This is a genomic window from Actibacterium sp. D185-2 (assembly GCF_054954595.1).
In genome coordinates this window covers 35,092-58,318 of sequence record NZ_JBPWNX010000015.1, presented here as the reverse complement: position 1 = coordinate 58,318, position 23,227 = coordinate 35,092, and the positions used below count along the sequence as shown (strand labels likewise).

The 23,227-nt window shown below is 60.0% G+C and carries 25 protein-coding genes and 1 pseudogene; 5 read left to right on the top strand and 21 right to left on the bottom strand.

Annotated elements, in window-relative coordinates; translation table 11 throughout:
- The first annotated feature begins 2 nt into the window (after window positions 1-2).
- Window positions 3-842 carry an HTD2 family dehydratase gene (locus ACSR1C_RS17295; RefSeq protein WP_460260437.1) on the top strand — a complete coding sequence of 280 codons (840 nt, stop codon included), beginning with the start codon at window positions 3-5 and terminating at the stop codon, window positions 840-842.
- A 232-nt stretch (window positions 843-1,074) separates the two neighbouring features.
- Here the strand turns inward: ACSR1C_RS17295 and tnpC are convergent, their stop codons facing one another.
- From tnpC to tnpA, 3 genes are all read right to left on the bottom strand, one after another.
- Window positions 1,075-2,586: an IS66 family transposase gene (gene tnpC / locus ACSR1C_RS17290; protein ID WP_460260483.1), complete on the bottom strand. Its 1,512-nt coding sequence runs from the start codon at window positions 2,584-2,586 to the stop codon at window positions 1,075-1,077.
- Between the two features lie 68 nt (window positions 2,587-2,654).
- Complete coding sequence (gene tnpB, locus ACSR1C_RS17285) at window positions 2,655-3,002, bottom strand: IS66 family insertion sequence element accessory protein TnpB (RefSeq protein ID WP_442041564.1); 348 nt, start codon at window positions 3,000-3,002, stop codon at window positions 2,655-2,657.
- Window positions 2,999-3,415, bottom strand: a complete 417-nt coding sequence (gene tnpA / locus ACSR1C_RS17280; protein ID WP_460260438.1) for an IS66-like element accessory protein TnpA — start codon at window positions 3,413-3,415, stop codon at window positions 2,999-3,001. The genes tnpB and tnpA overlap by 4 nt, the downstream gene beginning before the upstream one ends.
- Here tnpA and ACSR1C_RS17275 point away from each other — a divergent pair.
- A complete protein-coding gene (locus tag ACSR1C_RS17275) occupies window positions 3,393-3,644 on the top strand; it encodes a hypothetical protein (protein ID WP_460260439.1) in 252 nt (83 codons plus the stop codon). The two genes, tnpA and ACSR1C_RS17275, sit on opposite strands and share 23 nt — an antisense overlap.
- Window positions 3,645-3,732: 88 nt before the next feature.
- Here ACSR1C_RS17275 and ACSR1C_RS17270 read toward each other — a convergent pair whose 3' ends face one another.
- From ACSR1C_RS17270 to ACSR1C_RS17225, 10 genes are all read right to left on the bottom strand, one after another.
- Window positions 3,733-4,929, bottom strand: coding sequence for a phenylacetate--CoA ligase family protein (locus ACSR1C_RS17270; protein ID WP_460260440.1), 1,197 nt, complete (start codon window positions 4,927-4,929; stop codon window positions 3,733-3,735).
- A gap of 27 nt (window positions 4,930-4,956) precedes the next feature.
- Window positions 4,957-5,766 carry an enoyl-CoA hydratase/isomerase family protein gene (locus ACSR1C_RS17265; RefSeq protein WP_460260441.1) on the bottom strand — a complete coding sequence of 270 codons (810 nt, stop codon included), beginning with the start codon at window positions 5,764-5,766 and terminating at the stop codon, window positions 4,957-4,959.
- A 27-nt stretch (window positions 5,767-5,793) separates the two neighbouring features.
- Complete coding sequence (locus ACSR1C_RS17260) at window positions 5,794-6,945, bottom strand: acyl-CoA dehydrogenase family protein (protein ID WP_460260442.1); 1,152 nt, start codon at window positions 6,943-6,945, stop codon at window positions 5,794-5,796.
- Entirely contained in the window at window positions 6,942-8,066 is a 1,125-nt protein-coding gene (locus ACSR1C_RS17255) for an acyl-CoA dehydrogenase family protein (RefSeq protein ID WP_460260443.1), read from the bottom strand. The genes ACSR1C_RS17260 and ACSR1C_RS17255 overlap by 4 nt, the downstream gene beginning before the upstream one ends.
- Window positions 8,053-8,502, bottom strand: coding sequence for a MaoC family dehydratase (locus tag ACSR1C_RS17250; protein ID WP_460260444.1), 450 nt, complete (start codon window positions 8,500-8,502; stop codon window positions 8,053-8,055). Before ACSR1C_RS17250 ends, ACSR1C_RS17255 begins: the two co-directional genes overlap by 14 nt.
- The gene (locus ACSR1C_RS17245; RefSeq protein ID WP_460260445.1) at window positions 8,499-9,218 is read right to left on the bottom strand and encodes a transglutaminase-like domain-containing protein; all 720 of its coding nucleotides are present in this window, start codon (window positions 9,216-9,218) and stop codon (window positions 8,499-8,501) included. The genes ACSR1C_RS17250 and ACSR1C_RS17245 overlap by 4 nt, the downstream gene beginning before the upstream one ends.
- 66 nt (window positions 9,219-9,284) lie before the next feature.
- Window positions 9,285-10,421, bottom strand: a complete 1,137-nt coding sequence (locus ACSR1C_RS17240) for a CaiB/BaiF CoA transferase family protein (RefSeq protein WP_460260446.1) — start codon at window positions 10,419-10,421, stop codon at window positions 9,285-9,287.
- Window positions 10,422-10,431: 10 nt separating this feature from the next.
- Window positions 10,432-11,289, bottom strand: a complete 858-nt coding sequence (locus ACSR1C_RS17235) for a MaoC/PaaZ C-terminal domain-containing protein (protein WP_460260447.1) — start codon at window positions 11,287-11,289, stop codon at window positions 10,432-10,434.
- Window positions 11,290-11,312: 23 nt separating this feature from the next.
- Entirely contained in the window at window positions 11,313-12,464 is a 1,152-nt protein-coding gene (locus tag ACSR1C_RS17230) for a thiolase (RefSeq protein ID WP_460260448.1), read from the bottom strand.
- Window positions 12,465-12,467: 3 nt separating this feature from the next.
- Complete coding sequence (locus ACSR1C_RS17225; RefSeq protein ID WP_066819196.1) at window positions 12,468-12,851, bottom strand: OB-fold domain-containing protein; 384 nt, start codon at window positions 12,849-12,851, stop codon at window positions 12,468-12,470.
- Window positions 12,852-12,947: 96 nt separating this feature from the next.
- On the opposite strand from ACSR1C_RS17225, the gene ACSR1C_RS17220 reads away from it, so the two are divergent.
- Complete coding sequence (locus ACSR1C_RS17220; RefSeq protein WP_460260449.1) at window positions 12,948-14,114, top strand: CaiB/BaiF CoA transferase family protein; 1,167 nt, start codon at window positions 12,948-12,950, stop codon at window positions 14,112-14,114.
- A 32-nt stretch (window positions 14,115-14,146) separates the two neighbouring features.
- Entirely contained in the window at window positions 14,147-15,277 is a 1,131-nt protein-coding gene (locus ACSR1C_RS17215) for a CaiB/BaiF CoA transferase family protein (protein WP_462596928.1), read from the top strand.
- Window positions 15,278-15,295: 18 nt separating this feature from the next.
- Here ACSR1C_RS17215 and ACSR1C_RS17210 read toward each other — a convergent pair whose 3' ends face one another.
- Complete coding sequence (locus ACSR1C_RS17210; protein WP_082705101.1) at window positions 15,296-16,453, bottom strand: acyl-CoA dehydrogenase family protein; 1,158 nt, start codon at window positions 16,451-16,453, stop codon at window positions 15,296-15,298.
- A 162-nt stretch (window positions 16,454-16,615) separates the two neighbouring features.
- Here ACSR1C_RS17210 and ACSR1C_RS17205 point away from each other — a divergent pair.
- Window positions 16,616-16,900 (top strand): annotated as a pseudogene (locus tag ACSR1C_RS17205) (transposase); the annotation flags it as partial.
- Here the strand turns inward: ACSR1C_RS17205 and ACSR1C_RS17200 are convergent.
- The 7 genes from ACSR1C_RS17200 to ACSR1C_RS17170 all read right to left on the bottom strand — a co-directional run bounded on the left by ACSR1C_RS17200 (window position 16,900) and on the right by ACSR1C_RS17170 (window position 23,197).
- Window positions 16,900-17,082: a transposase gene (locus ACSR1C_RS17200; RefSeq protein ID WP_460260450.1), complete on the bottom strand. Its 183-nt coding sequence runs from the start codon at window positions 17,080-17,082 to the stop codon at window positions 16,900-16,902. The pseudogene ACSR1C_RS17205 and the gene ACSR1C_RS17200 overlap by 1 nt on opposite strands.
- A gap of 141 nt (window positions 17,083-17,223) precedes the next feature.
- Entirely contained in the window at window positions 17,224-18,150 is a 927-nt protein-coding gene (locus tag ACSR1C_RS17195) for an electron transfer flavoprotein subunit alpha/FixB family protein (protein WP_460260451.1), read from the bottom strand.
- The gene (locus ACSR1C_RS17190; protein WP_460260452.1) at window positions 18,150-18,908 is read right to left on the bottom strand and encodes an electron transfer flavoprotein subunit beta/FixA family protein; all 759 of its coding nucleotides are present in this window, start codon (window positions 18,906-18,908) and stop codon (window positions 18,150-18,152) included. The genes ACSR1C_RS17195 and ACSR1C_RS17190 overlap by 1 nt, the downstream gene beginning before the upstream one ends.
- 40 nt (window positions 18,909-18,948) lie before the next feature.
- The gene (locus ACSR1C_RS17185; RefSeq protein WP_460260453.1) at window positions 18,949-19,731 is read right to left on the bottom strand and encodes an enoyl-CoA hydratase/isomerase family protein; all 783 of its coding nucleotides are present in this window, start codon (window positions 19,729-19,731) and stop codon (window positions 18,949-18,951) included.
- Window positions 19,732-19,742: 11 nt separating this feature from the next.
- A complete protein-coding gene (locus ACSR1C_RS17180) occupies window positions 19,743-20,519 on the bottom strand; it encodes an enoyl-CoA hydratase/isomerase family protein (protein WP_462596927.1) in 777 nt (258 codons plus the stop codon).
- 90 nt (window positions 20,520-20,609) lie between these two features.
- Window positions 20,610-22,001 (bottom strand): ABC transporter substrate-binding protein, encoded by a 1,392-nt coding sequence (locus ACSR1C_RS17175; protein ID WP_460260455.1) that lies wholly within the window; start codon window positions 21,999-22,001, stop codon window positions 20,610-20,612.
- On the bottom strand, window positions 21,959-23,197 hold the full coding sequence (locus ACSR1C_RS17170; RefSeq protein ID WP_460260456.1) for an ABC transporter substrate-binding protein: 1,239 nt from the start codon (window positions 23,195-23,197) through the stop codon (window positions 21,959-21,961). The genes ACSR1C_RS17175 and ACSR1C_RS17170 overlap by 43 nt, the downstream gene beginning before the upstream one ends.
- Window positions 23,198-23,227: the final 30 nt, after the last annotated feature.

The following is a 23,227-nucleotide window of genomic DNA, read 5'->3' as shown; positions in this document are numbered from 1 at the left end:
CCATGAGTGAGATCGACCTTGACGCGCTGGCACCCTGGCTAGGACGCACTGAAACCAAAGAAGACGTCCTGACGCACGGTCTGATCGACAAATTCCGTGCCACGTTCGGTCCGCATCTTTGCGGCGGAGCAGGTGATGTCCCGCTGGGGATTCATTGGTGTATTGCCCTTGATACCGTGCCAGCTGCCGCTCTGTCAGACGATGGCCATGCTGCAAGGGGTGGGTTTCTGCCCCCTGTCCCGCTGCCCGCCCGCATGTGGGCCGGCGGCGATGTTACACATCTCACGCCGCTGAAGATTGGCGAAGCCGTCACCCGCCGCTCGGTGATCGGGGATATAACGGCCAAGCAGGGCCGCAGCGGAACGTTGGTCTTTGTGACCGTAGAACACGAGTATTCGAGCGGCGGCCGGCTTTGTATTCGGGAGAAGCAATCGATTGTCTATCGCGAGATTTCCGCGCCCCGCCCGGTCAAGAACGCGCCTCACGCGAGTGACCCCACCACGCTCAGATCGAGCCTTGCACCGGATCCGGTGCTGCTGTTTCGCTATTCGGCGCTGACGTTTAATGCCCATCGCATCCACTATGACCACGTCTACGCCACCGAAACCGAAGCCTACTCTGGGCTAGTTGTACATGGCCCATTGCAGGCGACGCTGCTTCTGAATCTGGCGGCGGAAGCCTTGAAGCCGTCGCCCCACCGTTTTTCTTTCCGGGGACTTGCACCGCTGACCCTGCCCTGCGAATTGCAGTTGCATAGAGAAGGGGCCGAAACCTCCGGGACAGTCTGGTGTCAGGATCAAAACGGTCTTCGAAGTTTTACCGCAGAATACGCGGCCGACTGATAGGTCTTCTCTTGTAAAGGATTCAATTGCTGACTACGGGCTGTTGACGTTCAGGATTCCCTAATCCGTTGACTTCTGATTCGAGGTTGCAAACAGCGGAGAAACGGATCGACGCGATCTTCGATATTGAACGTGAAATCAATGGCAAGGACGCAGGCACACGTTTGGCCGCGCGACATGAATGATCACGCCCATCGGTCAAAGGTATCCGTCCGGTCTGACTGGCGTTGACTTATTCAGCGATCCAGTTCCAGGGCATCAGTTCATCGATGTGGGGCATTTTGTGATCTGCGACCCGCGCCAGAACCCAACGCAGCCACGCCTCGGGATCGACACTGTTCATGCGGCAGGTCTCAATGAGGGTATAGGCAATGGCAGCAGCGTCACCGCCGCCCTTTGATCCCATGAATAGATAATTTTTGCGTCCCAGAGTTACCGGTCTGATTGAGCGCTCGCAGATATTGTTATCCAGCTCCAGCCTGCCATCTTCGAGATATGCCCGCGCCTTTGGCATGCGGCCGAGCGCATAGCGGATGGCCGCTGCCAGGGTTGATTTGCCGGAGATCTTGGGCAATTGCAGCGAGAGCCACGCCTCGAGGTCATCAAAGACCGGTTTTGCCTTTGCCTGTCGCAGGGCAACGCGCGCATCAATGGGCTGATAGCGCGCTTCTTTTTCTACGGCATAAAGGGCAGCGATGCGCTTGATCGTCTCTTCGGCGATGGCGGAGCCTTCGCTCTCATAGATATCGACAAACTTGCGGCGCACATGAACCATGCAGGCTTGCTCACTGGCGCGATCTTTCCCGAACAGCCCATTGAACCCAGTGAAGCCGTCCGCATGGATCACCCCCTTATACCCCTTGAGGTGGGACGAAGGGTGTTCGCCCTTCCGGTCCACACTGAACTGATACCAGACGCAGGGCGGGGCTTGCCCGCACCACGGACGTTCATCGCGCACATAGCTCCACAGGCGCGCTGTTTGCGCCTTTCCTTTGGCCTGCATCTTGACGGGCGTATCATCGGCGAACAGGGCTGGCCCTGCCCGGACCAGTTTGCCGATATGGACGGCAAGTGGCTCCAGCAGCGCCGTTGATCGCCCCACCCAATCGGTCAGCGTGGAACGGTGCAGGTTGACCTTGTCGCGGGCATAGATTTCGGACTGACGATAGAGCGGAAGGTGATCGCAATATTTGCCGACCAGCACATGGGCCAACAGGCCGGGACCGGGACGCCCGCGGGTGATCGGGCGTGAGGGCAGCTCGGCTTGGGCGAACGCCTCGCAACAGGTGCAGGTCATGCGGGGCCGCACGATCCGTTTCACCACAAAATGGCCGGGGACGTATTCCAGCTCTTCTGTCGCGTCCTCGCCGAGCTGCTTGAGCGCACCACCGCAATCGCCGCAGGCGTCACCCGGCGACAGGATTTCTTCCTGACGTTCCAGATGATCGGGCAGCGGTGCGCGATTTTGGGCGCGTTTGGCAGGAGCCTCTTGATCAGTATCAGTTTCGGGAGCTGTCTTTTGCGCCTCGGAGGCCGCCGCAATTTCGGTATCTTCCTGAAGATCGAATGCAAGCTGATCCATGGTTTCGGATTTGCTGCCAAAACGGGCCTTGCGATGCCCCGCCAGTTCCTTCTTCAGCTTCTCGATCTGATAGGCCTGCGCCTTGATTTCGGCCGCCATCAACTCGCTGACAGCGCGCAGCTCAGTGGGGTCTTCGGGCAGGGATTTGAACGTCGCGCGCATGCGCATTTAATATCCGAACAGCTTCCTGAACGGAACGCAAAATGCGCGCAAACCCATGTTTTATTGACTTATCCGGCCTGCAACGGCCGCCATGTCCGTTGCGGCGTCCGCCAGTCAATACCCTCCAGAAGCATCGACAATTGCGCCGCCGTGACACAGATTTTTCCGTCCTTGGCCGCAGGCCAGACAAACCGCCCTTTCTCGAGGCGTTTCATGAACAGGCATGCGCCCTGTGTATCCCACCAGATGATCTTCAAAAGGTCACCTCGGCGGCCACGGAACACGAACAGGTGGCCCGAATACGGGTCCTCGGCCAGCAGCTTCTCCGTTTGTGCGGCCAGCGTGTTGAAGCCGCGCCGCATATCCGTGACGCCAGCCGCCAGCCAAACCCGCGTGTTGCTCGGCACCGGGATCATGTCGTCAGCCCACGCACCAAGCCCACGACAGATGCCAGCGACGTCGGGCCTTCCACCAGAATGCGCCGCCCGTCCGACAGTGCGATGTCCACGCGCTGCGCCAAAACAGCAGGTCCAGGATCAGCCGCCACGTCATTCATTCGCGCCCGAGCGGTGGGGCCTTCCAGGGCGGACGCTTCAATCTCGACAGGAAGGAAAACGCCTTCAAGAGAGATACTCTCCTCTGGCGACGGTCCGCTCTCCACCGGCGCAAACCGGGGATCCTTCAGCCACTTGAAAATCAGGTTCGCGTTCATCGAATAGCGGCGGGCAACCTGTGCAACCGAAACGTTTGGCGTCAACGTCTGCGCGCAAATCGTGCGCTTCTCGTCATCCGACCAGACCCGCTTCTTGAAACCCTTCTTCCCCGCCATCACCTACCTCAAGATGTCCACTTCTTTGGTGGACACTATCACCCACTCCATCACGCAGGCAGGGCAGTCAGACCGGACGGATACGGTCAAAGGTCTGCGCAGCTGGTTGATCGCAGAGCGCGGCAAGCGGTCGAAACACAACGGCGTCGCCAAAGCCATCGACTACTTCAGCACCCCCAAGCATGGATGGCGGATGTGCTTGCCCACCTTCCATGCTTGGGGGTGCTGAAGTTGAAGCTATCAAGGCCGCGTAGCCGCGGCTCTCGCCGGATGCTTACTCCGTTTCTGCGGTTGTCGCAGACGATCGGGAAGCGATCTCAGCCGTCCTTTTGGTTGATGATCAGTTCTGCATTCTCAGGCAGTTCCGAAACAATGCTCACCTCGTCGGCGCGGATTCGTGCATGCAGTTTGAAGGTCTCTGCTGCGGCTGTTTCCGCTGCAGAAGCATCGGCACCGTCTTCCAGCACAAGCGAGAGGCGGATCATGTCGCGATCGTTCTCGCGCGTTACCACGGCCTGCGCGGCCTTTGCACCCGGCGTACCGATGACAACTTCTTCGATCACGCGCGGATAAACGAAAATCTCACGCACTTTGACCGCTGCGCCGACTCGGCCCTGCAGTGCGGAAATCCGGCTGACGGTGCCATCCGCGTTGCTCTCCAGCGCAAAGGCGCTGTCTCCGGTGCCAAACCGAATCATCGGCCAGGTGGCATCGCGCGCGGTCACAACAACCTCACCCGGTTCCCCGTGAGCGACCTGTTCTCCACTGACCGGATCGCAGATTTGCACCACGCGGTCGGGATGAACCACATAGCCGTCGCCGCCATCCTCATAGCCGACAAGGCCCAGATCCGCAGTGGCATAGGCAGCCCAGGTCGACACGCCATAGTCTGCCTCGATCCGGCGGCGCTTGGCCATCCAGTCGCCCATCTCACCACCGAGGAAGGCCGTTTTCACCTTCCAGGCGTCGCGGCCATAGGTTTCGATCACCTTGTCCGCCAGCGTCAGGAAAAACGCGGTGGATGCGCAGATCGAAGTGACGCCGGTTTCGACGATGATCTGCGCCTGAAGCTCGGTATTGCCGACGCCGCCGGGAATTACGGTGGCCCCGGCGGCCTGTGCCGCTTCGTCGAACAAAAGCCCCGCCGGCACGAGGTGATACATCCAGGTGTTCAGGATGATGTCGCCCGCGCCCACGTCGGCCGATCTGAACAGCAGGTCCAAGCCGTGTCCACCGCCGCCCGAAAGCGACGGCTCGAAGATCGGGCCGGGCGACACGTAGATCCGGCCGACATCCCTTAGATCGGCAGCGAGAAACCCGCCGAAGGGTGGGTTGGCGCGCTGGAGCTTGAGAAGTTCTTCCTTCTTCATCACCGGCAGCCGTGACAGATCTGCCAGAGACCTGACGGTCGCCGGATCGAATCCGGCAGCCGCAAATCGTGATTTCAGCCCAGGGGCCCTTTCGGCGGCGGCGGCATAGGCCTGAGCTATGTCCTTGTAGATGTCTTCAGACATGACCATGCCTCCCTGTTCAGTCGTGGCTTAAAGCGGGCAGTCCTTGCGGAAGTTCGGCGCGCGCTTCTCGCGATGCGACAGTACCCCTTCCTTGACGTCTTCGCCCATGAACCCGAGCATTTCAAGCGCAGTCGAGGCATCGAAGATCGGGCCAGCCTGGCGCAGCCAGTTGTTCAGCGAATACTTTGTCCAACGGATCGCGCTTTGCGAGCCGTTGGCCAGATCGACGGCCGTGTCCAAAGCGATCTGCTGCAACTCGTCATCTTCGACGCACATTGACACAAGGCCGATGCGCTCGGCTTCTTCGCCCGAAACCGGCTTGCAAGTCATCAGATAGTATTTTGCCTTGGCCATCGAGGTCAGCAGCGGCCAGATGATCGCGGCGACGTCGCCTGCGGCAACGCCCAGACGCGGGTGACCGTCAACGATCTTGGCCTTTTTCCCGGCGATCGAGATGTCGGCCAGGAGGGCAACCACAAGTCCGGCACCGGCCGCGGGGCCGTTGATGGCCGAAATGATGGGTTTGTTGCAGTTGATGATGTTGTAGACGAGACCCTTGGCCTCTTTCCACGTCTTCATGATCTCGTGCGAATTGCCGATCATGCTTTCGATCAGGCTGAAATCGCCGCCGGCGGAAAACGCCTTGCCCGCACCGGTCACGATGACCGCGTTGATGTCGGGGTCGCGGTCGATATCGATCCACATGTCGGTCATCTGGGTGTGGGTTTCAGCGTCTATGGAGTTGAAGGACTCAGGGCGGTCGAACGTGATACGCAGGACGCGATCAGCCGGGTAGTCGAATTTCATCTTGTGATATTTTGCGTAACGATCGGACATGGTTCTTTTCCTCCTTAGGGTATTGGTTCAGTCAGGCAATCCGAGGACGGCCTTGGACAGGATGTTTCGTTGGATTTCGTTCGATCCGCCGTAAATCGTCGTCGGTCTGGCCTTGTAGAAGCTCGCAAGGACATCGACACTTACATTGCCGACCTGAAGCGGGCCGACGGTGCCGCCATCGGGGCCGGCGGCCTCGATCATCAGTTCGGTGATGCGCTGAAAGCACTCGGTCACCCAGATCTTGAGCATCGAGACATCGGCGCCCAGCGTCTCGCCACGCCTGAGCTGATCCGCAAAACGGGCATAAAGCGCCGCGTGGTCTTCGACATCGAGCGCGGCCTGGGCAAAACGGTCGCGGAACACCGGATCGTCAAAAGCGCCACGGCCACGGGCGAAGCTCTCAAGCTGCCCCAACGCGTTCTGGGCCAGGCCGGGCGAGCCGATGAAGATGCGCTCGAAGCTCAGGAGCGCCTTGGCCATGCTCCAACCCTTGTTCAACTCGCCCACGAGGTTCTCGCGGGGGGTACGGGCATTGTCGAAGAAGACTTCGCAAAACTCCGTCTCACCCGACAGGGTTGTGATCGTGCGCACGTCGACACCGGGCTGATCCATCGGAGCGAGCAGGAAGCTGATGCCCTGCTGCTTCTTCGGCGCGTTCGGATCGGTCCGAACCAGCATGAAGATGTGCGTGGCATCATGCGCCATCGTGGTCCAGATCTTCTGGCCATTGATGACGAAATCGTCTCCGTCAAACTCGGCGCGCGTGCGCAGGTTGGCCAGATCGGACCCGGCGCCGGGCTCGGAGTAGCCCTGGCACCAGATGTCTTCGCAGCTCAAAATACGTGGCAGCCAATAGTCTTTTTGTTTCTGAGTGCCAAACTTGATGATCAGGGGGCCGACCATCTGCACACCCATGTCTCGGCCACGGTTGACACCCCCGCGCTGCTGCTCTTCGTAGAAGATCAGCAGCTTGGCGGCGTTCAGCCCCATGCCGCCGTATTCCGCGGGCCAGGCCGGCGCAACCCATCCCTTGGTGTGCAGCTTGCGATGCCAATGTTCGATCTCGGCGAATTTCGGGCGGTGTGGCAGATGGCGCAGTTCTTCGGGGTATTCCGTCTCGAAGAACTGGTGCACCTCTTTTCGGAACTCTGCATCGCTCATAGCGTTCCAGTCGGTCATTGTGCGGCTCCCTCTTCTTCGCGCGCGTCGAGCCAAATCCGCCTGTGATATACGTCGTCGCCCAACCAGGCCGACAGCACCAGCGCCCGGTTCAGATAAAGCCCGATGTCAAACTCGTCAGTATAGCCGACCGCCCCGTGCAGCTGAATCGCGTCGCGCGTGATCTTCTTTGCGGCCATGACAGCGCGCGCCTTGGCACGGCTTGCCAGCCGCGCGCGGATCTTCGGAACCGTTTCGCCGTCCATCTGGGCGAGCGCCTCGCGCACACCCGCCTGCGCGACCTCGCGCATGACATGCAGATCCACGGCGCGGTGCTGAATAACCTGGAAGGAGCCGATGGGCTTGTCGAATTGCTCGCGGGTTTTGATGTAGTCCAGAGTAATCTCAAATGCGCGATCACTCAGGCCGACAAGCTCGGCCGCGGCCAAGGCCGTTGCATCGCTGATCGCCTCGGCGAGCGCATCCTGGACCGCGGAACCCTCAGCCAGTTGCTCTGCCGGAGTTCCGGAAAACGAAAGCTCGCCCAGCGAACTGCCGTCGGCCTGCACGCGCTTGTCGACGGAAAGTCCGTCTGCGGTGGCCTCGGTCAGGACGAGAACCGGACCATTTTGCCCCCCGGCTACAACAAGGAATCCATGCGACCCGGCCGCGCCTACAACCCAAGCCTTGCTGCCGGTCAGTTTTCCGTCTGCGTAGCGGCATGTCGCATCAGCGGGCGCTCCGCCCGGGCCGCGTTCCTGCCAGGCCACCGCCAAGGTGGTTTCGCCGTTGATGAGCTGCTCCATCTTCGGATGATCCGGGCGAAGGCGACGCAGAAGGCCGAGGCTCAGCCCGATCGTCAACACCACCGGTTCTGGGGCGATCACGCGGCCGACTTCCTCGGCGATGACGCCACCGGCGGCCAGGCCCATGCCAAGCCCGCCATTTGCTTCGGGCACCGTCACGCCGAAAACGCCGGCCCCAGCCAGTTCACCGATCATGTCCGAATCCCAGCCGCTACTGGCGTCACGCAGTTTTCTGGCCCTTCCACTTCCGCCAGCCCGTTCAAACAGGGTGCGTGCGCTCTCGCGCAGCAGGCGAAGGTCTTCCTGGTCGCTGGAAAGCATATCAGTCTGTGTCATTTCGTTTTCGCTTCATCATCAATGGGGCGTCAGCCGAAAGAACGACCTCGCCCTTGGGGTTCCTGGCGCTGAGCGTATAGTGCAAAACACCTCGGTCGGGCTTGCTTTTGGACGGCGTGACCGAGTTGATCGTCATTTCGATATCGAGGGGTTCATCCGGGCGGACAGGCAGCAGCCAGCGCAGATTGTCAAAGCCCATGCCGCCTATGTTCGCCATGCCGGTCATCAAATCCGTCACGACAGGTTTGAACACCTCAAGCACGGTCTGAAATCCCGAGGCGATCAGGCTGCCATGTATCGCGGTCGCATAGTCTTCGTCGGTGTGCAGCCGTTGCGGGTCCCACTCCTGGGCAAAGGCCTTTATGGACTGTGCGCTCATCGGGGCGCTGCGAAAGTGAAACACCTGGCCAGGTTCAAAATCTTCCAAATACTTCACGTCGCCGGCTCCGCTGCAAAAGCGGAATCATACCCGCTTGAATCTCTGGAAATCCGAACGCGGTTGAACTCCTCCAGTTTCGGATAAGTTTCCGTGAAGGCCTTCAGGAACTCACCTATCGGCGCATCGACATAAAGACCCCGGTCGTTCACATACTCCATGTGGCGCTGGTCCTGTTCGTCGAACTCGTGGAAAAGAGCATCGTGATAGCCGTCAAAGACCAGAGGCTTGACCCCGAATCTTTCACACATCTCTATGTTGAAAGCGGGTGTTACCTTGTAAGGTTCACCACCCAGCCACAGTTGAACGTAGCCGTGATAGATAAAGAGATCGGTCCCCATCAGCTCCTGCAGCTTGGGTGTATTCAGGTGGTTGCGCACATCTGCGAACCCCAAAGCGGCGGGGATACCGACGGCGCGCAGACAGGCCGCAAGCAGGATTGCCTTGGGGACGCAGTACGCTGCCTTCACCCCGGCGATCCGGCTGGCACGGTAGGAATCTTCATCCAGCGCAAAACAATACGGGTCGTAGCGGATGTCGTCGCGAACCGCCTCGAACAGGCGGATCGCCTTGTCTCGTTTGGTCGCGCCCACAGGAAGATTTCGCAAAGCCGATGTGACGAAACCCTGCACTTCGAGGCTGTCGCTTTCGACAAAGTGCGATGGCATGACATAGCGCTCGGCTTCCGTCGGCAGGTCGTCGTGGGGTTGGGCCATTGGACCTCTCCATCTTTTTCTAACAATTGTTAGATTACAATCTGGAAACCTGCGGGTCAATGAGATTTATTCTGTTTTTCGCAAGTCCTGGCCAAAGCGGGTATTGTCTTCCCCCAAGGCCGCAGCACGTCCGGCCGAACTTGCCGCAGAACGGAATTCCGGTGCAATTGGCAGCGGCAGCGCCGGTACCTCCCGACCGGAAATGTTCAGCTTTCGCTCGAATACGCCGCGTGCGATGAAATGCGGATCGGCCGCAGCTTCGGCGGGCGTTTTCACGACGGAACAACAACAGTCCGCCGCGGCCAGCAAAGACTCCCAATGGGTCGAGGGCTGGTCGCCCAGACGGCGCGTCACTTCCGCAACACTGGCATTGGGGTCGGACCAGTCATCACGAAGCTCCTGCGGCAGGCCGATGACATCGCAGAACGACTGCCAGAACTTTTCTTCCAACGCGCCAACGGCAATCTGACGTCCATCCGCAGCCGTATACAGCCGATACCGAGCCAGACCGCCTGTCAGGCGGCCGTGGCCGCTCTCGATGTTCTGCCCGGCGATCACAGCTTCGGCATGGGCCCAGTAGGCAAAGGCAAACGCCCCCTCGGACATGGCGATATCCAGATGCGTCCCCTGACCACTTGCCTGCCGCGCAATCAGGGCCAGCAGGATATTCACCACCGCCGGATAGGTTCCGCCCCCGATATCAGCGACCAGCCCGAAGGGTATGGTTGGCTGGGCATCCGGACCACGGCTCAGTGACAGAATCCCCGAATCGCCCACATAATTGAGATCATGCCCGGCAGTCGAAGCCTTCGGGCCGGTCTGTCCATAGCCGGTGATCGAACAATAGATGAGACCGGGATTGATCCCGCGCACGGCCTCGTATCCCAGACCGAGCCGGTCCATCACTCCGGGGCGAAATTGCTCTACCAGAACATCGGCCTTTTCAAGCAAAGGGCGCAGAACAATCATTGCGCCCTTTGACTTGAGGTCGATTGCCACCGACCGCTTACCGTGATTCAAAACAGCGAAGCCAATGCTTTCCCCGTCTATTTTCGGCGCGGTCAGGCGCGCATCCTCGCCCGTGCCCGGACGCTCGAACTTGATAACCTCGGCCCCGGCTTCGGATAACATGAGCGTGGCCATCGGGCCGGGAAGAAGGGTACTGAAATCCAGCACCAGGATATCCTTGAGCGGCTGTGTCATCGTCCCTCCCTCACGCGAAACGCGCAGCCCCGTTGTTTAGAACCACCACGTCGCGGGCCGGGATCGAAGCGCGGAACCGGGCCTCGCCACCCTCTTCCCAGATCTCAAACCGCACGGTCTCGCCGGGATAGACCGGGGCGGAAAACCGCACGTCCAGCCCTACAAGCCGGGCGGCGTCATAATCGAGCAGCGATTTGAGGATCGCCCGCGCCGCCAGACCATAGGTCGCAAGGCCGTGCAGGATCGGGCGGTCGAACCCGACCGAACGCGCCACATCCGGGTCGGCATGAAGCGGGTTCATGTCACCGCTAAGGCGGTAAACCAGCGCCTGGCGCGGCAGTGTTTCGATATCGCAGACATGATCGGGCGCGCGGTCGGGCAAAGCCGCCGGGGCCGGGCCGGGCCTGTTTTCGCCACCGAACCCGCCATCGCCGCGGCAGAAGGCCGACATCGCCACGCGAGCCAGCTTGTCGCCGGTGTCCGCGTCAATGATATCGCGGCTCTGGTAGATGACGGCACCCTTGCCCTCGCCCTTGTCGGAAATAAAGTCGATCCGGCTGCGGCCGATGATGTTGCCCTTCACCGGCAGCGGCTTGTAGATATCCAGCCATTGTTCACCATGCAGCACCTTTTGCCAGTTCACGCCGGTCTTGGGGTTGCGCAGCCAGAAGCCCGGATACCCCATCGTGACCGCCATCGAGGGAACGGCCCTCAGCCCGTCTTCATAGACGAAGGCCAGCTCTTTCCTGTCGGTCGGATCCTCGCCGAACCCGAGGCCGAGCGCATAAAGGATCGTATCCCGCTCGGTCAGTGTCTGCTCGATCTCTTCGAAGTCCCAGTTCGATAGCGCGTCGAAATCCAATGGCATGATCTTTCCTCCCTTGATCGCTGTCAGAGCGTGTTTTGCGAACCCAAGATTGCCGTGACCTGACTGGATAGCACACCGCCGTTCCCATGCGCCAGCGCCAGGTCGACATCCTTCAACTGAATGCCGGGTGCATCACCACGGATCTGCCGCGCCGCCTCGATCACGGTGAAAATGCCATACATGCCGGGATGCACACAGGACAAACCCCCACCATTGGTATTCACCGGCAAGACCCCGCCCGGCGCGATGCGCCCGCCCTCGACAAAGGCACCGCCCTCGCCCTTGGCACAAAAGCCGAGATCTTCCAGAAACAGGATCGTATTGATGGTGAACGCATCGTAAAGCTCGACCGCCTGAATGTCCGAAGGCGACACGCCCGCCGCGGCAAAGGCGCGTGCGCCCGACTCGCGGGCGGCGGTCACGGTGAAATCCTTCATCTGCGATATTTGCCGGTGCGAGCTTTCCGCCGCGCTGCCCAAAACGTAAACCGGGGCCTTAGGGAAGTCCCTGGCACGGTCGGCGCGAACCATCACGATCGCCCCGCCGCCATCGGTGACAAGACAACAATCGCGCACAGTCAACGGATCGCCCACCATACGCGCGCCCAAAACATCCTCGCGGCTGAGCGGGCCGCGCTCGAATGCCTCGGGGTTGTGCTGCGCCCAGGCCCGCGCGGCCACGGCCACATCGGCCAGCTGTTCGCGGGTGGTGCCAAATTCATGCATGTGCCGTGCCGCCGCCATCGCATAGGCGGAAATCGGATATCGCGGATTATAGGGCGCCTCATAGGCGGGCGGGCGCGAGGCCGTCACCAGCCTGCCCGACGCGGTGCGCTGGTTGGAGCCATAAACGATCAACGCCACATCACACAGGCCAGCCTCCAGCGCCATCGTGGCGGAGGTCAGGTAATTCACGAAGGACGACCCGCCCGTCATGGTGCCGTCGATGAACCTGGGCTGAATGCCCAGATATTCGGCCGCCATAAGGGCAGGCATGCTGTCTTCCATCATGGTGCAGAACAGACCGTCCACATCGGACAGCTTCAGCCCCGCATCGCCAAGTGCCGCAAGTGCGGATTGCGCCATGACATCATAGGCCGTCAGCCCATGCGCCTCGCCGAAACCCGCGTGCCCGGTTCCCACAATGGCGGATTTTCCCCGAAGTTTAGTGGTCATGAGTTATACCTCCACTGGCTTGAAAAGCACAGCCGGTTGGCCCTCGGCCTCGCCCACGAAGGCTGTCACGGCCATGTCGATGACAATGTCACCGGGGGCAATGCCCTCGACCCGGCTCATCATCCGAACGCCTTCCTCCAGTTCCACCACGCACACGTTATAGTCGCCGCCGCGCTCGGGCTTCTGGCGCACGACAGTGGTGGTGTGGACCCGGCCCTTGCCGCTGGCGGGATGCCAAGAGATCGCGGTCCCATGGCAGTGCGGACACAGAACCCTTGGAAAGAAATGATAGGCTCCGCAATCATCGCATCTGGGCAGCACAATCTCTCCGTTTGTCAGCGCGCGTTGGAATATCTGGTCTGGTCCTGTGGCGTCCGGCACCGGCATTCTCCTCAAATGGTCCATTCCTGGTTAATCGTATTGATAATATTTCTAACATCTGTTAGAATTTGTCAAGCTCTTAGGATCACTTGAGAGAAAGCCATGTCAAGTTCAAATTCAGCCCCCCTTTCCGGCAAGCTCGTCATCGCGCTCGAACAGGCGGTGGCGGCGCCCTTTTGCTCTTCGCGGCTTGCCGATGCCGGTGCGCGGGTGATCAAGGTCGAACGCAAGGGTGTGGGCGATTTCGCGCGCGCCTATGATACTGTCGCCAACGGCGAAAGCGCCTATTTTATATGGCTGAACCGGGGCAAGGAATCGGTCGCACTGGATATCAAAGCAGCAGAAGATCGCGATATCCTGCTGAAAATGCTGGAAAACGCGGATGTGTTCATTCAAAATCTTTTGCCGGGCGCCCTGGCAAAGCTGGGTCTGGATTCCGCGAGTCTGCGAGAGATGTTCCCGCGTCTCGTGACTTGCGACATCACCGGATACGGCGAAGACGGCCCGATGCGCAACGCCAAGGCCTATGACCTTCTGGTGCAATGCGAAAGCGGCCTGGCATCGGTGACCGGCACGCCGGACGGGCCGGGGCGGGTTGGCGTGTCGGTCTGCGACATCGCCACGGGCATGACAGCCCATGCCGGGATCTGCGAAGCGCTGATCGGGCGTGAGCGCACCGGCAAAGGCAGCGGCGTTTCGGTGGCCATGTTCGACGTGATGGCCGACTGGATGTCGGTTCCGCTGCTCTATCACGACTATCTTGGCAAACCGACGCCCCGCGTCGGTCTGAACCACACGGTGATATGCCCCTACGGCGCCTATGAGTGCCGGGACGGTCAGCTTGTCGTCATTACCGTGCAGCACAGCGGCGAATGGCAACGGTTCTGTGAACACATACTGGGCGATGCGACTCTGGCAACCAACCCCCGGTTTCATGACAACACGGCGCGAATTGACAACAAGCCCGCGCTCGAAGCGCTCATCAAGGCCGTGTTCGCCTCGCATGACCGCGTCGAGATGCTGAAGCGGCTCGATGCTGCGGGCATTGCATTCGGGGCAGTCAACGATGTGGCCTCCCTGTCCGACCACCCCCAGCTCGACCGGTCCGTCATCAGCACGCCCTCTGGCGAAATCAACGTCCCTGCGCCCCCGATCCGGCGCAGCGCCGGAGAGACGACACTTGGCCCTTGCCCTGCTTTTGACGCGGACGGCAAAGCCATCCGCGCCGAGTTCGACCCTCGTCATAGAACAGGATACGCGCATAAATGACCGCTGCGCAGAAACCCGCGATCCTTGATGGCGTGAAGATTGTCGATCTTACTTCTGTGGTCTTCGGTCCTTTGGCCACGCAAATGCTGGGCGATCTGGGGGCCGATGTGATCAAGGTGGAAGGCCCCGAGGGAGATCTTTTGCGCCAGGTCCAGCCGTCCCGCAACAAGCTGATGGGGGCCGCCTTTCTGGGGACCAACCGCAACAAGCGCAGCGTTGTGCTCGACCTGAAAACGCAATCCGGCCGCGACCGGCTGCGCAAACTGCTCTCCGATGCCGATGTAATGATTTCAAGCATTCGGCCCGCGGCGCTTGCGCGCCTGTCGCTTGATCCCCAAACCCTGCGCCACGAAAACCCAAACCTGATCACGGTATCTGTCACTGGGTTCGGGCAGGACGGGCCCTATGCCGCCAAGCCCGCGTTTGACGATTCCGTCCAGTCGGTTTCGGGCCTGGCCAGCTTGGCAACATTGCGCGACCCCAAGGCTCCGCCTGCTTATGCTCCGACGATCCTCGCCGACAAGCTTGGTGGCGTGACAGCCGCCTATGCCGTCATGGCGGCCCTGTTCCACCGCGAGCACACGGGTGAAGCCCAGCATGTCGAAGTCCCGATGTTCGAGACCCTGGCATCGTTTCTAATGGTCGAACATTTGGATGGCGCCACCTTCGAAGAAAGCCCGAAGGATTTCGGCTATGCAAGGATGCTGGTTCCGCACAGGCGCCCGGTTCGGACGGCGGACGGCTATCTCACAATTCTGCCCTACACCAACGTGCAGTGGGCGCGGTTCTTCAAGGCGGTCGGACTCGATGAGATGATCGACCACGTTTGGGTCACTGACATGGATGCGCGCAGCCGCAACATCGGCGCGGTCTACGACATGGTGGCGCAGATTGCGTTGACCCGGACAACGGATGACTGGCTTGCCCTAATGGAGGACGCTGACATCCCCGCCATGCCGGTGAATAACCTGTGGGATTTGCCGAACGACCCCCACCTTGTTGCGACCGGGTTTTTTCAGCAGATGGATCACCCGAGCGAAGGTGCCATCTGGACGACACGCCCGCCGATCCGGTTCTCGGCGACACCGGCGCGACATGACCACCGCCCTGCCCCACGGCTGGGGGAGCACGACGAAGAGATATTCGGGCCGGGTGAAAAATAACCCCCTGCACCGGACGGATCAAACATCCAGCGAACGTGCGATCAGTTCCTTCATTATTTCGTTGGTGCCGCCATAGATCATCTGGACCCGGCTGTCGGCATAAAGGCGCGCGATCGGGTATTCCATCATGAAGCCATAACCGCCGTGTAGTTGAAGGCATTCATGCATGACCTCGTTTTGCATCTGGCTGCCCCACCATTTCGCCATCGAGGCCGTGGCCGCATCAAGTTCGCCGGTTTCGAGGCGCGCGAGCCCGTCATTGACGAAGGAGCGCAGCAATTCGGCCTTGGTCTTGCATTCCGCCAATTTGAAGCGTGTGTTCTGGAAATCCATGATCCGCTTGCCGAATGCTTTGCGGTCCTGAACATATTTCACAGTTTCAGCGATGGCAAAGTCAATGAACCCAAGCGCGGTAACGCCGATCATCAGCCGCTCCCATGGCAGCTGCTTCATCAACTGGTAGAAACCCTGCCCCTCTTCTGGGCCAAGCAGGTTCGCCGTCGGCACGCGCACATCCTCGAAGAACAGCTCGGCCGTATCCGATCCCTTCATGCCCAACTTCTTCAGGTTCCGTCCCCTACGAAACCCTACGGCGTCCTCGGTTTCCAGAACGATCAGCGAAACGCCCTTGGCGCCAGCGCTGCGGTCGGTCTTTGCCACGACGACTACCAGATCGGCTGTATGTCCGTTGGTGATAAAGATCTTCGAGCCGTTGATCTTGTAATGGTTGCCATCCTTTTCCGCATGGGTCTGGACGTTCTGGAGGTCAGAGCCCGTTCCCGGCTCGGTCATCGCGATGGCCGCGACACTGTCGCCGCTGACTAGCTTCGGCAACCACTTTTTCTTTTGTTCTTCGCTGCCATAGGCGTAGATATAGTGGATTACGATGGACTGGATGCCATAGCCCCAACCCGTATCACCGGTGCGTCCCTGCTCATAAACGGTAATCGCATCGAACCCGATGCCGCCACCGAACCCGCCATATTCTTCGGAAATCGAGCCGCCCATGACACCCTGTTGACCGACTGTTTTCCAGAAGTCTCGGTCGACAATGCCCTGCTCCGCCCATTTTTCAATGTTTGGAGCCATTTCGGCATCAAAAAGCTTGCGTGTGCTATTCGCGAACATCTTGTGTTCTTCCGAAGCCCAGGCCGAACTATTCGTGATCAGAGACAAATTGGAGTCCATCCTTAAGGTTGGTATTGCCATAAATCTAACATCTGTTACTTTTTCGGCAATGGCCCAGTCTCAAGGCGAACGCTGCGTTACGTTGCTAGGGTCAGGACCCATTGATCTTGCGCGCGCGGCATGATTCAGGCTCCGCAAGGAGACCGATCAATGAGCAATCTTTTCTGGCTGACGGAAGCACAGATGGCCCGGCTTCGGCCGTTTTTTCCGAAGAGCCATGGTGTGCCGCGCGTAGATGACCGCCGCGTGTTGAGTGGCATTATCTTCATCAATCGCAATGGCTTGCGGTGGTGCGATGCGCCCAAGGAGTATGGCTCGCCGAAGACGCTCTACAACCGATGGAAGCGGTGGGGGGACAAGGGCATCTTTGCTCGGATGATGGAAGGGCTGGCCTCCGAGGCCGCCGTTCTGAAGACGGTGATGATCGATGCGACCTAGCGCCCGTCACGCAACCAAGTGAAGATCAGATTGGCATTCACCGCATAGCGCTGCGCAACCTGGGCAACCGAAACACCCGGTGCCGTCGTCTGGAAACAGATCGACCGCTTCTCTTCATCCGTCCAAAGCCGCTTCGTCCGCCGCGCCACGCCATCACCAAAGTGCCCACTATCGATCATGGACACTATCCCACACTCTCAACCCGCGGCAGTGCGGTCAGACCGGACGCTTACCTCACCGCAGGCCTACTTAGGAACAAGATGTGCATACAAAAAAAGCCCGCCGGATGACGGGCTTTCTCGCATTCGATGTGCCGCGATTTACAGCGCGTCAATCAGGGCCGGGACGGCCACGAACAGGTCGGCGACCAGGCCGAAGTCAGCAACTTGGAAGATCGGTGCTTCTTCGTCCTTGTTGATCGCGACGATGATCTTGCTGTCCTTCATGCCAGCTAGGTGTTGGATGGCGCCCGAGATGCCAATGGCGATGTACAGATCCGGGGCGACGACCTTGCCAGTCTGGCCCACCTGCCAATCGTTCGGCGCAAAGCCCGAGTCCACAGCCGCGCGGGATGCGCCGACGGCGGCGCCCAGCTTGTCGGCCAGTTTCTCGATCAGGGCGAAGTCGGTTTCCGAACCAACGCCGCGCCCGCCCGACACGACCACGCCTGCGCTGGTCAGTTCGGGGCGGTCAGAGGCGGCCACCCTATCTTCGACCCATTCGGACAGGCCGGGGTCGTCGCCGGTGGCGATAACTTCGACCGGGGCCGAACCACCCGTGGGCGCAAGGTCAAAGGTCGAGGTCCGGATGGTCATGACCTTGACGCTGTCGGTGGATTTCACCGTTTGGATCGCGTTGCCCGCATAGATCGGACGTTCGAACGTGTCGGCATCGACCACGCCAACCACGTCGGATAGGATCATCACATCCAGCAAGGCCGCTACGCGCGGCATGATGTTTTTCGCATCGGTCGTGGACGGTGCCACGATATGCGAATAGCCCGAGGCGAGGCTGACGATCAGGGCGGCCACGGGTTCGGCAAGGCGGTGGCCGTAAAGCGCATCCTCGGCGACCAGCACCTTCGACACGCCCCCGATCTTGGCGGCCTCATCCGCCGCCGCTTTGGCCGAAGCGCCGGTGCAGAGCACGATCACATCGCCCAGTTGTTTGGCCGCGGTCACTGCCTTGGCGGTGGCGTCCAGCGCCAGCGCGCCATCGGTCACTTCAGCAATCAGAAGAACAGCCATTACACAGCCCCTGCTTCTTTGAGTTTTGCTACAAGCTCGTCCACCGAGGCCACCTTGATGCCTGTCGCGCGCGGTGCGGGTTCAGTGGTCTTGACCACAGTCAGACGCGGGGTGACATCGACGCCGTAATCGGCGGCAGTCTTTTCCTCGAGCGGTTTTTTCTTTGCCTTCATGATGTTGGGCAAGGACGCATAGCGCGGCTCGTTCAGGCGCAGGTCGGCGGTGACGATGGTGGGAAGTTTCACCTTGATCGTCTGCAGACCGCCGTCCACCTCGCGGGTGACGAGCGCATGATCGCCTTCGATCTCCAGCTTGGAGGCAAAAGCCGCCTGAGACCAACCCAGCAGCGCGGAAAGCATCTGGCCGGTGGCGTTCATGTCGTTGTCGATGGCCTGTTTGCCCGCGATCACCAGACCGGGGTTCTCCTCGGCGATGACGGCCTTGAGGATCTTGGCGACGGCCAGCGGTTCGATGTCGGTGTGGACGTCATCAGCGGCGTTAACCAGAATGGCACGGTCGGCGCCCATGGCCAAGGCGGTGCGCAGGGTTTCCTGCGCCTGCTTGACGCCGATCGACACGACGACGACTTCTTCGACCTTGCCGGCCTCTTTGAGGCGGATCGCCTCTTCGACCGCGATTTCGTCGAACGGGTTCATCGACATTTTGACATTGGCGAGATCGACACCGCTTCCATCCGCCTTGACGCGGACCTTCACGTTGTAGTCGATCACGCGTTTTACAGGCACAAGCACCTTCATCTACGGTCTCCTTTGGTTTTTCGATATGGTTTCCACCGACCTATCGGTCCGTGAATTGGGGTTTGCGTTTCTCCGAAAACGCCTTCATGGCCTCGGGAAAGTCATGCGCGCACAGCAGAACACTTTGGCAATCACGTTCGATGTCCAGAGCCTCCAGATAGCTGCACTCCGCCGTGGCGCGCATCACGCGCTTGGTTGTCTGGACACCGAACATCGGGTGTGGGGCGATCTCGCGGGCAATTTCCAGAGCGCGTTGCTCGACCTGGTCGGCGGGTACGCATTCTTCCACGACGCGCAGTTCCTTGGCGGTGCGCCCGTCTATTTCACGACCTGTGAGAACAAGCATCCGCGCCACGCCCGCGCCGGCACGTTGCTGAAGCAGCCAGCTCGACCCGGTGTCGGGACAACCGCCGATGCGGGCAAAAACCTCGCACAGCCGGGCATCTTCGGCCGCTACGACGATATCCGCCGACAGGGCCAGGCTGAGGCCGGCACCAAATGCTACTCCGCATACAGCAGAAATCAGAGGCTTGCGAAAAAGATAGGCCGCGCGCCCGCCATCATGAACGCGGTCGATCATTTCGGATGTCGCCCTGGCTCCTTTGGCGATCTCAGCCTGAAACCCGACGAGATCGCCGCCGCTGCTGAAATGATCGCCGCCGGTCATGACGACGACGCGGATTGCATCATCCTGGTCGGCCTCGCGCAAGAGCGTCACCAGTTGCTCGACGAATGCCAAGCTGTAGGGGTTGCGCTTTGTTGGCTGGAGAAAACGCAGGATGCCGACAGGCCCTTCCCGGTCAAGATGAATAAGGTCAGTCATTCCAATCTCCATCATGTACCCGTCCAGACCGGCGCTCGTTTTTCGGCGAATGCCCTGGGGCCCTCAATCGCGTCGTTGCTGGCATATACAACCTGGTGCAGGCGCTTGCCTTTTTCGAGGCCACCCGCACAGCCCAGGTCCATGGTCGCGCGAACGCCGCCCTTGGCGGCGATCACCGAAAGCGGGGCCCCGCTGGCTATGCGTTTGGCAAGGTCGAATGCCCGTGCGCGAACGGCATCGGGGGTGTCCTCGATATAGTTGGTGAACCCGTATTCGTGGAGCCGCTCGATCGGCATCAGGTCTCCGGTCAGCAGGATTTCCATAAGGATGGGCTGCGGTAGCATGGTCAGTGCCGGCGAAGCCCAAGGCGATCCGCGACCGATCTTCACCTCGGTAATGCCAACCTTGGTTCCCTTGAGTCCGACCCGCAAATCGCAATTCAGCGTCAGCATCATGCCGCCCGCCATCAGCGACCCCGTCATCGCCGCGATGATCGGCTTCTTGCAGGCGCGCATGGTTTCGTGAAACGGATCGCGCATCTTGGTCAGGATATCGACCCCTTCATCGCGCGCAATCTGCGTGGCTTCCTTCAAATCCAGCCCGGCGCAGAACACACCGCAATCGGCCGAAGTCAGAATGGTCACACGAACGCTTTCATCCGTCTCGACCTGTTCCCAGGCATCGGTCAGCCCGTTTGTCGCGGCCACGGAAAGCGCATTCTTTCGCTCGGGCCGGTTGATTGAGACGGTCGCGATGCCGTCTTCGATTTTCACATCAATGGGGCTCATGATACCTGCTTCGTTCTCATTGGATAATCCTGGGGCGAAGCTTCCCCGCGACAGGTTTGCCGCGGGGAAGTTCATGCTTGTTCGACCGACTTATTCGGCAGTGAACGTCGCGGAGCTTTCCTTGATGACTTCCCAGACAACGTCAAGATAGTCGGCGCTCCAGTCGGTCAACGGAACCCAGTTTGACCCGTCCCACTGTTCGACGCGCGTCTTGCCGCTGCCGCCGTGATCCGCGGATGTCACGCTCACGGGGGCCATCAGGCCATCTGCATCGAAGTTTTCGAGCGACTCATAGCCCGCTTTCATGGATTCGGGCGTCAGCGGCCAGCCGTCCTTCTTGACCGCCTGCCGGGCAGCCTCGAACGTCACCGAGTAGATGGCGATGCCGAGGTTGTAGTACACGTCGCGCGCAAGGGATTCCGGGCCGCTGCCCTTGCCGTTGGCGTAGTAGGTGTCCAGCATCGTCTTGACCAGCGGCAGTTCCTGCCCACCGGCAACGTTGGTCCCGCGCAGGATGCCTTTCGCCTCTTGCGGGCCGATGTTGGCGATATCGACCTCGTTCAGCCAGTTGACCGTCAGGTAGCGGTCGATCGGAAAGCGGTTGCGGCGCATCTCCTTGGACGCGAGCACATGGCCGCCGGACAGAAGCCAGCTGATCACATAGTCAGGCTTGTCGCGGCGGATCTTGCTCCATGCGCCGGACTGGTCCGAACCGGGCAGTGCGACGGGATAGAGTTCCAATTGGAAGCCTTCCTTCTCGGCAAGGGTCTTGAGAATCTCGATCGGTTCCTGCCCGAAGGGATAGTCCAGATAGATGAACCCGATCTTCGCCTTGCTCAGGTCGCCGCCCATCTGCGACTTGATGAAGGCCACATCGTTCGCCGCCTGCTGCCAGTAGGTCGGACCAACCGGGAACACCCAGTCGAACACCTCTCCGTCCACCGCGTCACCACGGCCGACGGCGGATTGCATCAGGATGTTGCCGTCTTTCATGGCACGCGGCAGAACCGCGTTGGTGACCGGCGTGGACAGGAAGTAGAAGTTGAAGACACCCTCGCGCTTGAGCTGCTCATAGCATTCCACGCCGCGCTGCGGTTCGTTGCCATGGTCGCTAATGATGATCTCGACCGGATGCCCGTCGATTCCACCGTTGTCGTTGGTATACATCGCAAGGTCCTGCGCGGCCTGGGCCACTTGCGGAGAGACGAAAGTGTAAGATTTACTGAGGTCGAAACAGAGTCCGAACCGGATCGGTTCCTTGTCTTGCGCGGACGCGACTGTCCCGCCTGCCGCCAAAGCTGCGGCGAGCGCCACAGTCTTGAGTTGTTTCGTAAGTTTCACGGTGTATTCCTCCCATGGTTGATAGTCGAACGGCTTGATCAGTCTTTGGGGCGAGCCGCAGCCGTAAACGGTTTTTTTCCCCAACTCCTGGTCGTTTCTTACTGTTGGTATGTCGAAGAGCTTTTCTTCACCACTTCCCATACGACATCAGTATATTCAGATATCCAGTCGGTTTGCGGCACCCAGGCCTTACCGTCCCACATCTCGATGCGTGTCTTGCCACCGCCGCCATGATCCTTGGCAGTCACGGTAATAGGTGCCATCAATCCGTTCGCGTCGTAGCCTTCAAGCGACTCCAGTCCCGCCTTGTAGGACTTTGCGGTGATCGGAAGACCTTCGCTTTCGACCGCTTTGCGCGCGGCCTCAAACACGATGGAGTACATGGCCAGTCCGGTGTTATAGAAAACGTCCTGTGTCTTCTCTAGCGGGCCGGAGCCTTGCCCCTTGTCGTAGAGCTCGGTCATGATTTCTTGGCGCAAGGCAACGTCCTGTCCACCCACGACATTGGTGCCGCGCTTGATACCGATAGCTGCTTCGTTGCCGATATTGGCAATATCCACTTCGTTCAGCCAGTTGACCGAAATGTACTTCTCCATCGGGATGCCATTTCGCTTCATCTCTTTTGAGGCGACGACATGCGCGCCTCCGAGCATCCAGACGATCACATGGTCGGGGTTTTCACGGCGTACATTGGACCACACACTGGCCTGATCGCTGCCCGGCAGCGGCACAGGGTAGAGTTGGAGCTCGAAACCCTCCTTCTCGGCCAAGGTTTTCAGAATCTCGATCGGCTCCTGCCCGAACGGGTAATCGAAATAGACAAAGCCCACCTTCACATCCGACATGTCGCCGTCATGCAATTGCTTGATATAGGCGACGTCGTTGGCTGCCTGTCCCCAATAAGTCGGCCCGATCGGATAGACCCAGTCAAAGACCGTGCCGTCTACGGCATCGCCGCGACCGACAAGTGACTGCATCAGAATGTTCTCATCTTCCATGGCCCGTGGCAGGACTGCCAGAGACACAGGCGTGGAAAGCGTGTCAAAGACGAAGACGCCTTCGCGGCTCAGCTTTGAATAACACTCAATGCCGCGCTGCGGCTCGTTTCCGTGGTCGCGAACGATAACTTCGACCGGCTCGCCACCGATCCCGCCCTGCATGTTGATCAGCTTCGCCAAATCCAACGCCGCCTGCGACACCTGCGGCGTGGCGAAGGTATAGGCCTTGCTGAGATCATAGCAAACCCCGACCTTGAATGGCTCCGCCAGAGCCTGGGTTCCGGCCATCCAACTCCCCAACATGGAAAATACAGTCAATGCCTTGGTTAGTTTCTTCATCTTGTCCTCTCTGAACAATCTGCGTCTAGA